Below are 12545 nucleotides of genomic sequence, written 5' to 3'. Positions count from 1 at the left end.
TCGGCTGTTGAGCGCCGACTCGCAGGTGCGCCTCTGGGCGACCTCGTCGCGCGTATCCGAAGACCTGATGCAGGAATTTCCGATACGCCGCGTCTCGCCGGCAACACGCAATGTGCCGGCTGGCGGCACCTATGTCTTTCTCGGTGCGCATTGGCGCAACAAGATGTGGCCTTATCTGATCCCGCGACCGCGCCGGCTGATCTATGTCTTCAACACCTTTCATCCCAAGATCATCGCCCTGACGACGCACAGGCCGCCCCTGCTGGGTTGGCCCGGTGCCGAACTGGTGCTGATCTCCGACTTTCAAAAGCGCATGCTGCGGGTCGAGGGCGTCGTGCATCCGTCACCCATCGACATCGAGCGCCTCTCGCCACGGCAGGTAAGGCCAAACGGTCCGTTCACGGTGGGGCGACTGAGCCGCGATACGGCGGACAAGCATCATGCCGACGATGTGGCGCTGTATGAGGCATTGCTGGCCGACGGCGACGCGGTGCGGATTCAGGGCGGCATGCCGCTCAAGGACAGGCTCGCGCCGCATTCGCAACTCGAGCTCCTGCCGCAGGGTGAATTTGCCGCCGAACAGTTTTTGCCGACGCTCGACGTCTTCTATTATCGCACCGGCTCGCATGTGGAGACGTTCGGCCGTGTGGTGTTCGAGGCGATGGCCTGTGGCCTGCCGGTCGTTTGCCATTCGCATGGCGGCTACGCCGATCATATCAGGCATGGCGAAAACGGTTTCCTGTTCGAAACGACGCAACAGGCAGCACGGATCCTGGCCGAACTTAAAGCCGACCCGGCACTGCGGGTGGCCGTCGGTCAGAAGGCGCGGCGAACCGTCGAGCAGCTGTTTTCGCCGCAGGCGGTGCAACAGCGGTTGGACTTCTATCGGCGTTAGCGGCGCCACGCCGTCCGGCTTTCCAGACACCCTCGGCCAGCAAACCACGTGCCCCGTTTGGCATCGATCCCGACATCGCGCTAAAGCTGGCATCACGTGAATCGCGGGGCGGCCGGCATCGGCGCGCAGACAGATCGAGCAGGGCTTCTACCGATGACATTGACGGGCGCCGCGGCACTGCTGATCCTGATCTTGACTTATGCCGGCGTCGCAATCGGCCGCATACCTGGCTTGCGGCTCGACCGGGCAGGTATCGCGCTGCTTGGCGGCGCGGCCATGATCGCCATCGGCGCGCTCAGCATGGAGGATGCCTACCGGGCCATAAATTTCGACACCATCACGCTTCTGCTCGGCATGATGATCGTCGTGGCTCATCTGAAGGTGTCGGGTGCCTTTCGCGGTCTTGGCGCCGTCGCCATCGAGCACGCGCATGCACCGTTCATGCTGCTGGTGATGGTGACGCTCCTCACCGGCGTGCTGTCGGCCTTCCTGGTCAATGATGCCATCTGCCTGGTCATGGCGCCAATCGTCGTCCATGTTACCCGCATCATCAACCGCAATCCGATCCCCTATCTGATCGCCACCGCCACCGCTTCGAACTGCGGCAGCGTCGCCACCATCACGGGCAATCCGCAGAACATGGTCATCGGCGCGCTGTCGGGCATTTCCTATCCGGCCTTTTCGGCGGCACTCGCGCCGGTCGCCTTGTTCGGCCTTGTCGCGGTCATCGTCATCGTGCGCATCGTCTACCGTGCCGAATTTACCCGCAACGGCGAACTGACGCCATACATCTCGCGCGGCCGCATGCATCGCGGCCAGGTGCTGAAGGCGGTGGTCGTCTGCGTCGGGCTGGCGATCGCCTTCTTCGCCGGTGTTCCCGTAGCCAAGGCGGCGCTCATCGGCGGCGCCATTCTGCTGCTGACCCGCGCCATCAAGCCATCGCGCATCTACCGCGAGATCGACGGACCGCTGCTGTTCATGTTCGCGGGCCTGTTCGTGGTGGTTGCCGGCGCGGAAAAGACGCTGCTGACACCTGAGATGATCGCCTCGGCCAAGAACATCGGGCTCGACGATGTCTGGAGGCTTTCGGGTTTCACCGCGGTGTTGTCCAACGTCATGAGCAATGTTCCGGCCGTGCTGGCGCTCAGGCCTTTCATACCCGGCCTGGAAAACCCCGAGCGCGCCTGGCTGGTCGTGGCCATGAGCTCGACGCTCGCCGGTAACTTCACGTTGCTCGGCTCGGTCGCCAATCTGATCGTCGCCGAGCAGTCCAAGGCCGCAGGCACGCCGTTGTCTTTCGGCGCCTTCTTCAAGGTCGGCCTGCCGCTGACGTTGATTACGCTCTTGGCCGGTACGGGATGGCTGGCGTTCGGGGGGTAGCCCCTAGGCCTGGCTGCCCGACATTCGCGCCCTGACAAGCGTGGCCGCGGCTCGTCCGGCTGCTTCGACGTAGTCGGGGTTGCGATGGATGAGCATGATCGAAAAGCAGCCGTCGATCAGCAGCACGATCTCGCGCGCCAGCGCCCGCGGCCCCTCGACATGGTGGCCGGACAATTCTGCCGCCAGCCATGTCTCGAAATTGCTTTTGTGGCGCGCCCCGACCTTGACCGCCGGGTGCCCTGGCATCGAGGCAAGCTCCGCGGCGGTGCGCAGGAAGCCGCATCCCTTCCATTTCGGATGGCGCGTGGCCCGGGCCAGGTTGGCGAAGATGGCTTGGACCTTGCTGTCCACACCACCTTGTTCAGCCTCGAACCAGCCGGCCATCCGTTTCAGATTGGGCTGATCGCGGCCGTCGAGATAGGCTGCGATGAGGTCGTCCTTGCTCTTGAAGTGGTAGTAGAGCGTCCGCTTCGTGAGACCCGCTTCCTCGGCGACGGCATCGACGCTGACACGGCCGATCCCCTCCGCGTAAAACAACCTGGTTGCTGCGTCGACAATGCGCTTGCGGGTAGGACTTTGTGCTTCGGGCATGGGTTTAAGTATACCGACTAGTGAATATACACAAGGCGCGAATGGCGTAACCTTCCATCTCATCACCATGCTGGAGGAAGCCAGATGACCGATCTTGTCCTGAACGAAAACAGGGAAGGCATTGCCGTCCTTTCCCTCAACCGCCCGGAAAAGCTGAACGCGTTGAGCTATGCGCTGATCGATCGCCTGCTCGCGACACTCGACGACATTGAAGTCGACGACCGCATCCGGGCAGTCATTCTGACGGGCGCCGGCGAGCGGGCCTTCTCGGCGGGCGCCGACATAGAGGAGTTCTCGGCCAGCGTGGCGCTGGGCGCCGAGACAGCGCTGCGAGACTTCGTCATGCGGGGACAACGGCTGACGGCAAGGCTGGAAGGCTTTCGCAAGCCTGTCATCGCAGCCGTCAACGGCCTCGCCTTCGGCGGCGGCTGCGAAATCACGGAGGCCGTGCCGCTAGCAATTGCCAGCGACCGCGCGCTGTTCGCCAAGCCGGAGATCACTCTGGCAATGCCGCCGACTTTCGGCGGAACGCAGCGCCTGCCCAGGCTCGCCGGGCGCAAGCGCGCGCTCGAACTGCTTTTGACCGGCGACTGGTTCCCGCCACAGCGGGCTCTTGACCTTGGCCTCGTCAATCAGGTGGTCCCGCATGACGATCTGATGCCGGCTGCGTTCAATCTGGCCAGGCGTATCCTTCGGCACTCCGGACTGGCAGCTGCGGGCATCCTCACGGCGGTAACGCGAGGGCTCAATCTGAGCATCGCCGAAGGCTTGCTGGTCGAGGCCGAGCAGTTCGCCCGTATGGCCCCGACAGCCGATTTGCACGAGGCGCTAGATGCCTGGATCAGCAGGCACAGGCCTGGACACGACGGGTCCTGGACGCATGTCGCGCGGCCCGAGGAGGCAAGGCGGGCCTCCTCGGCCCTGGATCACGGCGCCACCAGCAAGCGTCCTTTCATGTTGGGGTGGAAGCGGCAGAAATAGTCGACCGTTTGCGCCGTCTTCAGCGTCATGCTTGCCGACTTCTTCGGCGGGATTATCACCTCCCAGCCGCCCTTCACGGTGGCCGTGTGGGCGATCACATCCTTGTTCACCCACTCGATCGTGTCGCCGACCTTGGCATCGACGCTGGCCGGCGAAAAGACGAGCTTGTCGACGGTGACCTGGATGGTTGCCGCCGCTGCCGGCGCTGTGAATAACAACGCCAGCACGACCAGCAGCGCCAGATGATCCAAGGCGCCCGTTTTCATTTCAGCATGCCGGCGACGTGTTCGGCATGCTGCTCATGGCCCTGGAAGATCTTGAGGCCGGTCTCGAGCAGGCTCTTCAACTCGGCATTGCTGGCCGACGGTATGAGCAGGGTTTCGAGCGCGCCATTGACCTGCTTGTGATAGGCGACCTCGTTTTCGATATAAGCCTTGTCGAAGGCCGCCCCTTTCAGCTTGGCGAGCTTGGCACGTTCCTCCTTCGCCGCCTTCGTCAGCGCCTGGCTGGTAGCGTTGTCCTCGGGCTTCACCTTGAGCTTCTTGACGAGATCGAGCGCCTGCTTGTTCACCGCTTCGTGGTCGCGCTCCATGTCCTTGGCGAAATCGACGACCTCCTTGCTCTTTGACTTCTTGATCGCCTGCTTGGCCGCCTCGATGTCGAGGACGCCTGCTGTATAGGCGATATGGGCGATCTGCGGGTCGGTCGGCTTGTCGGCGGCTTGCGAGACCGGAGCAGCGCCGACGAGAAGCAGGGCGGCAAGGGCGACGGTATATCGGGTGAACATGGCATCCTCCTTGGCCCGGCCGCGCGGAGGCGCCGGGCTCGAATTTGCAGTTGACGCTCATTGGATGCGGGGCGGGGAGAAACGTTCCCGGAAAATCAGGACGGCATCATTCGAAACCCAGCCGTGCCATCACCGCCTGGGTCAGTCGCTCGCAGCGCCGACCCGCGAAGGGGAAGGCATCGAGCAGCACAGGGCCGATTTCATCGTCCAGCGCCTTGCGCAACAGGGCGCGCGCCCGGTGCAGCCTCGTCTTGACGGTCTCTGGCCGCACGCCAAGCAAATCGGCGGTTTCCTCCATGCTCAGGCCCTCGATGACGCGGGCGACGAAGACCATGCGGTAGATGTCGGGCAGGCTGTCGGTCGCCCGTTCGACAAGTGCGAGAATCTGCCGCTGCGCCATCGTCCGCTCCGGATCGTCGTTGGATTTGAGGGGAAACCTGATTATCCGCGCTTCCGGATCGGCAGGCATCTCCACCGTGCGACGTCTCTTGCGCAGGCGGCCGAGCGCTTCGTTGATGACGATGCGCGACAGCCAGGTGGCGAGCGTGGATTGGCCGCGAAACGCCGCCAGGCTGGCGAAGGCGCTGACATAGGCCTCCTGGACGACGTCCTCGGCTTCGGCGTCGTTGCGCAGAATGCCGCGCGCGATGCGGTAGAGCCGCTGGTTGTGTATCTTCATGATGGCGCGAAAAGCATCCGGGTCGCGCGCCAGCGCGCGGTGGACGAGCTGCATGTCGCCGGAAGGGCTTTCGGCAACCGCGGGCACCGTGGCGGGCATTGGCTGCTTGCTCATCGCGACCGGATCTCCTCGTGCAAATGCTGCACATTGGATGCGCCTGCCGGCAAAAGGTTCCCGGACCAGAGGGATCCGGGTTCCCTATTCTAGGCTGCCGCCAATCCCTTGTCTGCCCTCTGCACGCGTGCGGCGGCCGCCAAGAGGTCGGTCTGCGTGATCAGGCCGAGAATGCGCCGCTCGCCATCGACGATGACCACGGCATGGCTGCGGCCGTCGGTCAGCACTGGGAGCAGGCTCATCGCCGGTGTCTCGGGCGAGGCGGTGCCGGCTTTTGCCATGACGCTCTTCACCGTGTCGGTAGCTTTCGTCAGCTCGCGCAGGCCAACGGCGCCAACCAGCCGGGCATCCGCGTCGACCACCGGCAAGGTACGGATATTGTGATCGATCAGTTGCTGGCGCGCCTCGTCGGCGGTGGCTTGCTCGGACACCGAAACCACGTCGCGCGACATGATGTCCTCGCACAGCAGCGTGCGGTGCGAGCGCACCATGGCCTGCAGTTCGACTTGTCTCAGCAACCGTTCGAGGTCGTCGCGGTCGATGTCGAAGGTCTCGTCAAGTGTGGTCAGCGCCGCGTCGATATCCTCGGGCCGGAAACCGACGCGCTGCTGAGCCGGCGGATCGGCGGTGCCGTGGCTGTTGGCGGCTGGTGCCGCGACATGCGGGTAATTGCGCCGCGCCAGCTTGTGGAAAAGGAAGCCAAGCGCCACCAGTATGGTCGAATTCAAGGCCACCGGCACGAACGGGAACAGGAAGCCCGCGCTGATGACGGCCGGGCCGCCGAGCACCGCCGTCAGCGCGGCGGCGCCGCCTGGCGGATGAAGACAGCGCGTGAACGACATCGCGGCGATGGCGAGCGCCACCGCGAGCCCTGAGGCCATCACCGGATCATGGATGAAATGCGCCACGGTCACGCCGACCAGCGCCGATATGGAATTTCCGCCGATGATCGACCAGGGTTGCGCCAACGGGCTGGCCGGTACGGCGAACAGAAGCACGGCGGATGCGCCCATCGGCGCGACCAGCAGGGCCACATGCGGGCCGCCGCCCATCGCCAGCCCGCTGATCACGCCCGTCAGCGCGATGCCGATCGTGGCGCCGATACACGCCAGGATGCGTTCGCGCAGCGTGGCGCCGGCGAGGATGGGGACAAAAAGACGAAAGGCCATTGGAAAACTTTGCGAGGACTGAATCTGTCGAGGATGCGTGCGGCACGCAATGCAGCCGAATTCGCCGATTTGAAAGTCAAACAAATCCGTAAAGTCATGACGTAGGAGAATAATATTGCGCACCGATCTTCGCCGGAGTGCTGGCAGCGCCTCGCGCTTTGTCATCAGCGTCAAGGGCTTGCGGCCCTTTGCTGACTCTGTTTGAGGTCAGCCCGCGCGCGCCGCTGCCGCAAGCCCGCCCCGGATGTCGGTTTTCAAGTCGTCGACATCCTCGAGGCCGATCTGCAGTCGTATCAGCGGACCTTCATAAGTGCCTTTCGCAACGACGCGGTCGCCAAGCCAGACCGGCACCGCGAGGCTCTCATAGCCTCCCCAGGAGTAGCCGAGACCGAAGATCCGCAGTGCGTCGAGGAAAGCGTGCTGCTCCTGCTGGCCACCACCGGCCAGCACGATCGAAAAGATGCCGCTCGAACCGCGGAAGTCGCGCTTCCAAAGGTCGTGGTCCGGATGGCTGGGAAGGGCAGGGTGGAGCACGCGCGCCACGCCTTTTTCGCCTTCGAGCCACGAGGCGATGGCAAGTGCGCTGCGCTGGTGACGGTCCAGCCGCACACCCATCGTGCGCAGGCCGCGCAGCACCTGGTAGACGTCGTCGGGTCCAGCACAGCAGCCAAGCGTGCAAAAGCTCTCGTAGAGTTGCGTCCAGCAGGCCTCATTGGCTGAGACAGTGCCGAGCAGCACGTCGGAATGGCCCGCCGGATATTTCGTCGCCGCATGGATCGAGATGTCGACGCCATGGTCGAGTGGCCGGAAATAGAGCGGCGTCGCCCATGTGTTGTCCATCATCACGATGGCGCCGGCCGCGTGCGCCGCCTTGGCGATCGCCGGGATGTCCTGCACCTCGAACGTGTTGGAGGCCGGCGATTCGGTGAACACCACTCTGGTGTTCGGCTTGATCAACGCCGCGATGCCCGCGCCGATATTGGGAGCATAATATTCGACCTCGACGCCGAGCCGCTTCAGCATCGTGTCGGCGAAGTTTCTCGTGGGATGATAGACGGAATCGACGATCAGCAGATGGTCGCCCGCCGATACGAAGGCGAGCAGCGGCACGGTCACCGCCGCCAGGCCCGACGGCACCGCGATCGTGCCGGCCGAGCCTTCCAGCGCGTCAATGGCATGCGCAAGAGCGTCCGTCGTCGGTGTGCCGCGCGTGCCGTAAGTGTACTTCTGGCTGCGTGCGGCCATCGCGGCGGCATTTGGGAACAGCACGGTCGAGGCATGCACGACCGGCGGGTTGACGAAGCCGAAATAGTCATGCGGGTTGTTGCCCGAATGGGCGAGCCGCGTGTTGATGCCCATCGTGCCGGAACCCTGCTCGCTGCCGTCTTTCGCCATTCTTGGTCGCCTTGTTTGACAAGGCGCTAGCCATAATGCGGCGTGGTGGACCGTGCAACAGCCCACCGTTCGCCAGGAATGGACTTCGAATATGCCAATTCCTGGTCCGGAAGACCGCCCGCGATTTGATCCTGAATCGGACCAACCACGCGCGGCGGTGCCCTGTCGGAAGCTTGGTCGTCAGCTGGTGAACCTATTGTAGCCGGCTGTGAAAGGTATATGATAAATTTCTAATGTTAATCGCCGGATGCTTCAATCAGATGCTGCCGGATGGTTCTTGCCGGTTATCTCCTGATCCCCATCCGGGTATCCCGCTCAGCGAGCGGAAAGGGGAGGAATGTCATGCCTGACGTCAAATGGACGATGAAGGCGCGCGAATTCATCAACTGCAATTGCGCCTATGGCTGCCCGTGCCAGTTCAATGCCATGCCGACATACGGATTCTGCCAAGCCGTCGCCGGCATGGAGATCGAGACCGGCCACCACGGCGACACCAAGCTCGACGGGCTGCGCTTCGTCGGCATCTTCAGCTGGCCCGGCGCGATACACCAGGGCAGGGGCGAGGCCGCGGTGGTTATCGACGAGAGGGCCAGCGAAGCCCAACGCGAAGCCCTGCTCCGCATACTGGGCGGTCAGGACACCGAGCCAGGCGCGACAATATTCCAGGTCTTTTCGACCACCCTGGAGAAGTTCCACGATCCGATTTTCGCCGCGATCGATTTCGAGGTCGACGTCGATGGGCGAACCGGCCGGCTGCACGTCAAGGGCGTAACCGACGGCCGTGGTGAGCCGATCAAGAACCCGGTCACCGGCGCCGAGCACCGGGCGCGCATCGACCTGCCGCACGGCTTCGAATACGCCATCGCCGAGGTCGGGCGCGGCTGGACCAAGACGACAAGCCCGATCAAGTTCGAGGTGGCGGACACGCATAGTCATTTCGCCAACCTGCATCTCACGCAGAGCGGCATCGTGCATTGATCTGATCCAATGGGCGACACGGCTCTCGAGGCGGTGCTGCGGCGCGACCGCGCGGTCGTGACGGCCGCGCTTGCCGTCATTGCCGTGTTCGCCTGGGCCTATGTTCTTTGGCTAGCCGCCGACATGGGTAGCCCGGTGTCGGGCGGCGAGGCAGGCGACATGGCCGGGATGGACATGGCGAGCATGAATATGGGCGGCATGGCTATGGGCGCCGCCGTGGTGCCGGGTTTCCGGGCCTGGGCATCGGCCGATTTCGTCTTCACCTTCACGATGTGGGCCGTGATGATGGTCGGCATGATGACGCCGTCGGTCGCGCCGATGTTGCTGCTCTATGCCGGCGTTGGCCGCAAGGCGCTGGCGGACAGCCGGCCTATCGCTTCGACGGCATGGTTTTTTACCGGCTATCTCGTCGTCTGGGTCGTCTTCAGCATCGTGGCGACGGGTGCGCAATGGCTGCTCACTCGTTTCGCCTTGCTTGATCCCGCGATGGCGGCGCACAGCGCGGTGCTCGGCGGTGTCATTCTGATCGCCGCCGGCCTCTACCAATGGACACCGATCAAGGGCGTCTGCCTGCGCCAATGCCAGGCGCCGATCGCGTTCCTGGCCAGCCATGGCGGGTTCCGCACCACCGCGCTCGGCGCATTTCGGCTTGGCATGGATCACGGCGCCTATTGTCTCGGCTGCTGCTGGGCACTGATGGCCCTGCTGTTCGTCGGTGGTGTCATGAACGTGCTGTGGATCGCCGGCATCGCCATCCTTGTTCTCCTGGAGAAGGTGGTCCCGGCCGGGCAATTGATCCCGCGCATCTCCGGTGCATTGATGGTCGCGGTCGGCCTCTGGCTGGGCCTTTCCGCGCTTTGAGACCGCGCGCCGATTTTGTCCACAAGCAATATCGAGCGCCAATCATGGGTAATCGTCGGCCGAAGGTGTTCCGTAATGTCGATGCATTTCGTGCCGGGGAGGCAGTAACGCCGAGCTATTGCCGGGAACGAAATTTAAGGCGCCGGCTCACATCTGCGTCAAATGAGCTTTGCCGATTCAAGTCGCGCTTCTGACGAGATCGCGTGCACGTTTGTCTGCAATTCAGGCATTTCAGGCAATCGATTTTCAAACCCGGTCGGATTCGGTCATTTTCCTTGACCTCACGGGAATTATCGCCTTCGATGCTGTTCGTGAATGGGAGGCGGCGCGTCGGTTTGCGATGCGGGGTTTCGGGAATGGGCCGGGATGGGAGCTGCGTTCACAAGGGAAAAAAATCAGGGTTTGCCTGAAAAAACAGAAAAGGGTCTGTGGGTTATGAAACACATTGCTATCGGCATTCTTGGCGCCGCCACGCTCGGACTGATGGCGTCGGCCGCGTCGGCCGGCACGCTCGACACCGTCAAGGCGAAGGGCTTCATCCAGTGCGGCGTCTCGACCGGTCTGGCCGGCTTCTCCGCGCCGGACGACAAGGGCGACTGGCAAGGCATCGACGCTGATTTCTGTCGTGCGGTTGCCGCCGCCGTCTTCGGTGATGGCACCAAGGTCAAGTTCACGCCGCTCAGCGCCAAGGAACGCTTCACCGCGCTGCAGTCCGGCGAGGTCGACATCCTCTCGCGCAACACCACCTGGACGATCAACCGCGATACCGCGCTCGGCCTGAATTTCATCGGCACGACCTACTATGACGGCCAGGGCTTCATGATCAACGCCAAGAAGCTGCCGGGCGTCAATTCGGCGCTGCAGCTTTCGGGCGCCGCCGTCTGCGTGCAGAGCGGCACGACCACCGAGCTCAACCTCGCCGACTACTTCAAGGCGAACAAGATGGAGTACAATCCGGTCGTCTTCGAGAAGCTCGAAGAGGTCAATGCCGCTTATGATGCCGGCCGCTGCGACGTCTACACCACCGACCAGTCGGGCCTTTACGGCATTCGCTTGACGCTCGGCTCGCCGGCCGATCACGTAGTGCTGCCCGAGATCATCTCGAAAGAGCCGCTCGGACCCGCCGTTCGCCAGGGCGACGACCAGTGGTACCACATCGTCAAGTGGACCTATTTCGCTCTGCTCGACGCCGAGGAGCTCGGCATCACCAAGGCCAATGTCGACGAGATGAAAAACTCCGCCAGCCCGGAGATCAAGCGTGTGCTCGGCCAGGAAGCAGACACCAAGATCGGCACCGACCTCGGCGTCTCCAACGACTGGGTCGTCAACATCGTCAAGGCGACCGGCAACTACGGCGAAATGTTCGACCGCAATGTCGGCTCCGGCAGCCCGCTCAAGATTGCGCGTGGCATCAATGCGCTATGGACCAAGGGCGGCCTGCAATACGCGCCGCCGATCCGCTGATCGAAATGTGATCCGGAAGGCAGGCTCCTGCCTTCCGGTTTCTCTTTCACAGGGGACGTGACATGGCATCGCAGGAAATCCTACGCGAGGAGCCGAGCCGCGGCTCCTTCGTCAATGACCCGAGAATTCGCAGTCTCTTCTTTCAGACGCTGGTGGTCATCGTTCTGTTCGGGTCCGTCTGGTGGATCGTGCAGAACGTCATCGACAATCTGCAGCGCCTGCACATCGCCTCCGGCTTCGGCTTCCTCAAGGGGCGCGCCGGCTTCGATATCTCGGACACGCCGATCGCCTATACGTCGGACTCGACCTATGGCCGCGCCATCGTCGTCGGCCTGATCAACACCATCATCGTTGCCGTCGCCGGCATCATCACCGCCACCATCATCGGCTTCGTCATCGGCATCGGCCGCCTGTCGCAGAACTGGCTGATCCAGAAGATCTGCACGGTCTATGTCGAGATCTTCCGCAACATCCCACCGCTGCTGGTCATCTTCTTCTGGTATTCCGGCGTGCTCGCCGTGCTGCCGGCGCCGCGCGATTCCTATCATCTGCCCTTCGGCTCGTTCCTCAACCAGCGCGGCTTCTATTTTCCGCGCCCGGTCTGGGGCGACGGCTCCTGGCTGATCCTGGTCGCCCTTGTCGTGGGCATCGCAATGTCATGGTTCGTCGCCCGCAGGGCGCGTCAGCGGCAGATGGCGACGGGCCAGCAATTTCCGGTGTTCTGGACCTCCGCCGCGCTGATCATCGGCCTGCCGCTGCTGGCTTACGTGCTGAGCGGCTTTCCCCTGAGCTTTGACTTGCCCAAACAATCGACCTTCAACCTGACCGGCGGCTTCCAGGTCAAACCGGAGTTCCTTTCGCTCTATCTGGCGCTGTCCTGCTACACAGCGGCCTTCATCGCCGAAATCGTGCGCGCCGGCATCAGGGGTGTCAGCAAGGGCCAGACCGAGGCGGCGGCCGCACTTGGGCTGCGATCCGGCTCGATCCTGCGGCTGGTCGTGGTGCCGCAGGCCATGCGCATCGTCATCCCGCCGCTGACCAGCCAGTATCTCAACCTGACCAAGAACTCCTCGCTGGCGATCGCCATCGGTTATCCCGATTTGACGGCAACGGCCGGCACGGTTCTGAACCAGACCGGACAAGCGGTCGAGGGCGTGCTGATCATGATGATCGCCTATCTCATACTCAGCCTGATGACCTCGGCCGTCATGAACGTGGTCAACGCCAGGATGGCGCTGGTGGAGAGGTAGG

At 63.3% G+C, this 12545-nt stretch carries 13 protein-coding genes; 7 read left to right on the top strand and 6 right to left on the bottom strand.

What is annotated here, in order from left to right; translation table 11 throughout:
• Positions 1-7: 7 nt before the first annotated feature.
• Both LB516_RS04860 and LB516_RS04855 read left to right on the top strand, forming a co-directional pair.
• Positions 8-895, top strand: a complete 888-nt coding sequence (locus LB516_RS04860; protein ID WP_224719045.1) for a glycosyltransferase family 4 protein — start codon at positions 8-10, stop codon at positions 893-895.
• Positions 896-1048: 153 nt separating this feature from the next.
• A complete protein-coding gene (locus LB516_RS04855) occupies positions 1049-2275 on the top strand; it encodes an anion transporter (RefSeq protein ID WP_224719044.1) in 1227 nt (408 codons plus the stop codon).
• Positions 2276-2278: 3 nt separating this feature from the next.
• Here LB516_RS04855 and LB516_RS04850 read toward each other — a convergent pair whose 3' ends face one another.
• A complete protein-coding gene (locus tag LB516_RS04850; RefSeq protein WP_181177932.1) occupies positions 2279-2866 on the bottom strand; it encodes a TetR/AcrR family transcriptional regulator in 588 nt (195 codons plus the stop codon).
• A gap of 84 nt (positions 2867-2950) precedes the next feature.
• On the opposite strand from LB516_RS04850, the gene LB516_RS04845 reads away from it, so the two are divergent.
• Complete coding sequence (locus tag LB516_RS04845) at positions 2951-3847, top strand: crotonase/enoyl-CoA hydratase family protein (protein ID WP_224719043.1); 897 nt, start codon at positions 2951-2953, stop codon at positions 3845-3847.
• Here LB516_RS04845 and LB516_RS04840 read toward each other — a convergent pair.
• The 5 genes from LB516_RS04840 to LB516_RS04820 form a co-directional block, all read right to left on the bottom strand.
• A complete protein-coding gene (locus tag LB516_RS04840; RefSeq protein WP_224719042.1) occupies positions 3793-4113 on the bottom strand; it encodes a cupredoxin family copper-binding protein in 321 nt (106 codons plus the stop codon). The two genes, LB516_RS04845 and LB516_RS04840, sit on opposite strands and share 55 nt — an antisense overlap.
• A complete protein-coding gene (locus LB516_RS04835; protein WP_015318420.1) occupies positions 4110-4634 on the bottom strand; it encodes a DUF4142 domain-containing protein in 525 nt (174 codons plus the stop codon). The genes LB516_RS04840 and LB516_RS04835 overlap by 4 nt, the downstream gene beginning before the upstream one ends.
• Before the next feature lie 106 nt (positions 4635-4740).
• Positions 4741-5427 (bottom strand): RNA polymerase sigma factor, encoded by a 687-nt coding sequence (locus LB516_RS04830; RefSeq protein WP_224719041.1) that lies wholly within the window; start codon positions 5425-5427, stop codon positions 4741-4743.
• Between the two features lie 89 nt (positions 5428-5516).
• A complete protein-coding gene (locus LB516_RS04825; protein WP_224719040.1) occupies positions 5517-6596 on the bottom strand; it encodes an HPP family protein in 1080 nt (359 codons plus the stop codon).
• A gap of 207 nt (positions 6597-6803) precedes the next feature.
• On the bottom strand, positions 6804-7991 hold the full coding sequence (locus LB516_RS04820) for a cystathionine beta-lyase (RefSeq protein WP_140717577.1): 1188 nt from the start codon (positions 7989-7991) through the stop codon (positions 6804-6806).
• A gap of 342 nt (positions 7992-8333) precedes the next feature.
• On the opposite strand from LB516_RS04820, the gene LB516_RS04815 reads away from it, so the two are divergent.
• The 4 genes from LB516_RS04815 (at position 8334) to LB516_RS04800 (ending at position 12544) form a co-directional block, all read left to right on the top strand.
• Positions 8334-8969 carry a DUF1326 domain-containing protein gene (locus LB516_RS04815; protein ID WP_023773469.1) on the top strand — a complete coding sequence of 212 codons (636 nt, stop codon included), beginning with the start codon at positions 8334-8336 and terminating at the stop codon, positions 8967-8969.
• A 9-nt stretch (positions 8970-8978) separates the two neighbouring features.
• Positions 8979-9830, top strand: coding sequence for a DUF2182 domain-containing protein (locus LB516_RS04810; protein WP_140824683.1), 852 nt, complete (start codon positions 8979-8981; stop codon positions 9828-9830).
• Between the two features lie 435 nt (positions 9831-10265).
• The gene (locus tag LB516_RS04805; protein WP_015318414.1) at positions 10266-11294 is read left to right on the top strand and encodes an amino acid ABC transporter substrate-binding protein; all 1029 of its coding nucleotides are present in this window, start codon (positions 10266-10268) and stop codon (positions 11292-11294) included.
• Positions 11295-11356: 62 nt separating this feature from the next.
• Positions 11357-12544, top strand: coding sequence for an amino acid ABC transporter permease (locus tag LB516_RS04800; RefSeq protein ID WP_224719039.1), 1188 nt, complete (start codon positions 11357-11359; stop codon positions 12542-12544).
• Position 12545 lies beyond the last annotated feature (1 nt).

Origin of the sequence: Mesorhizobium sp. CO1-1-7 (assembly GCF_020164885.1) — a bacterium.
Classification (GTDB): domain Bacteria; phylum Pseudomonadota; class Alphaproteobacteria; order Rhizobiales; family Rhizobiaceae; genus Mesorhizobium; species Mesorhizobium australicum.
Note: the sequence above shows the minus strand (reverse complement) of the source record. Positions and strands in the feature narration are given on the sequence as shown.

Bases quoted from the DNA above. Each gene is read 5' to 3' on its own strand.
- LB516_RS04835 (WP_015318420.1), bottom strand. From the start codon at position 4,634: ATGTTCACCCGATATACCGTCGCCCTTGCCGCCCTGCTTCTCGTCGGC.
- LB516_RS04840 (WP_224719042.1), bottom strand. From the start codon at position 4,113: ATGAAAACGGGCGCCTTGGATCATCTGGCGCTGCTGGTCGTGCTGGCG.
- LB516_RS04820 (WP_140717577.1), bottom strand. From the start codon at position 7,991: ATGGCGAAAGACGGCAGCGAGCAGGGTTCCGGCACGATGGGCATCAAC.
- LB516_RS04815 (WP_023773469.1), top strand. From the start codon at position 8,334: ATGCCTGACGTCAAATGGACGATGAAGGCGCGCGAATTCATCAACTGC.
- LB516_RS04855 (WP_224719044.1), top strand. From the start codon at position 1,049: ATGACATTGACGGGCGCCGCGGCACTGCTGATCCTGATCTTGACTTAT.
- LB516_RS04830 (WP_224719041.1), bottom strand. From the start codon at position 5,427: ATGAGCAAGCAGCCAATGCCCGCCACGGTGCCCGCGGTTGCCGAAAGC.
- LB516_RS04800 (WP_224719039.1), top strand. From the start codon at position 11,357: ATGGCATCGCAGGAAATCCTACGCGAGGAGCCGAGCCGCGGCTCCTTC.
- LB516_RS04850 (WP_181177932.1), bottom strand. From the start codon at position 2,866: ATGCCCGAAGCACAAAGTCCTACCCGCAAGCGCATTGTCGACGCAGCA.
- LB516_RS04845 (WP_224719043.1), top strand. From the start codon at position 2,951: ATGACCGATCTTGTCCTGAACGAAAACAGGGAAGGCATTGCCGTCCTT.
- LB516_RS04805 (WP_015318414.1), top strand. From the start codon at position 10,266: ATGAAACACATTGCTATCGGCATTCTTGGCGCCGCCACGCTCGGACTG.
- LB516_RS04810 (WP_140824683.1), top strand. From the start codon at position 8,979: ATGGGCGACACGGCTCTCGAGGCGGTGCTGCGGCGCGACCGCGCGGTC.
- LB516_RS04825 (WP_224719040.1), bottom strand. From the start codon at position 6,596: ATGGCCTTTCGTCTTTTTGTCCCCATCCTCGCCGGCGCCACGCTGCGC.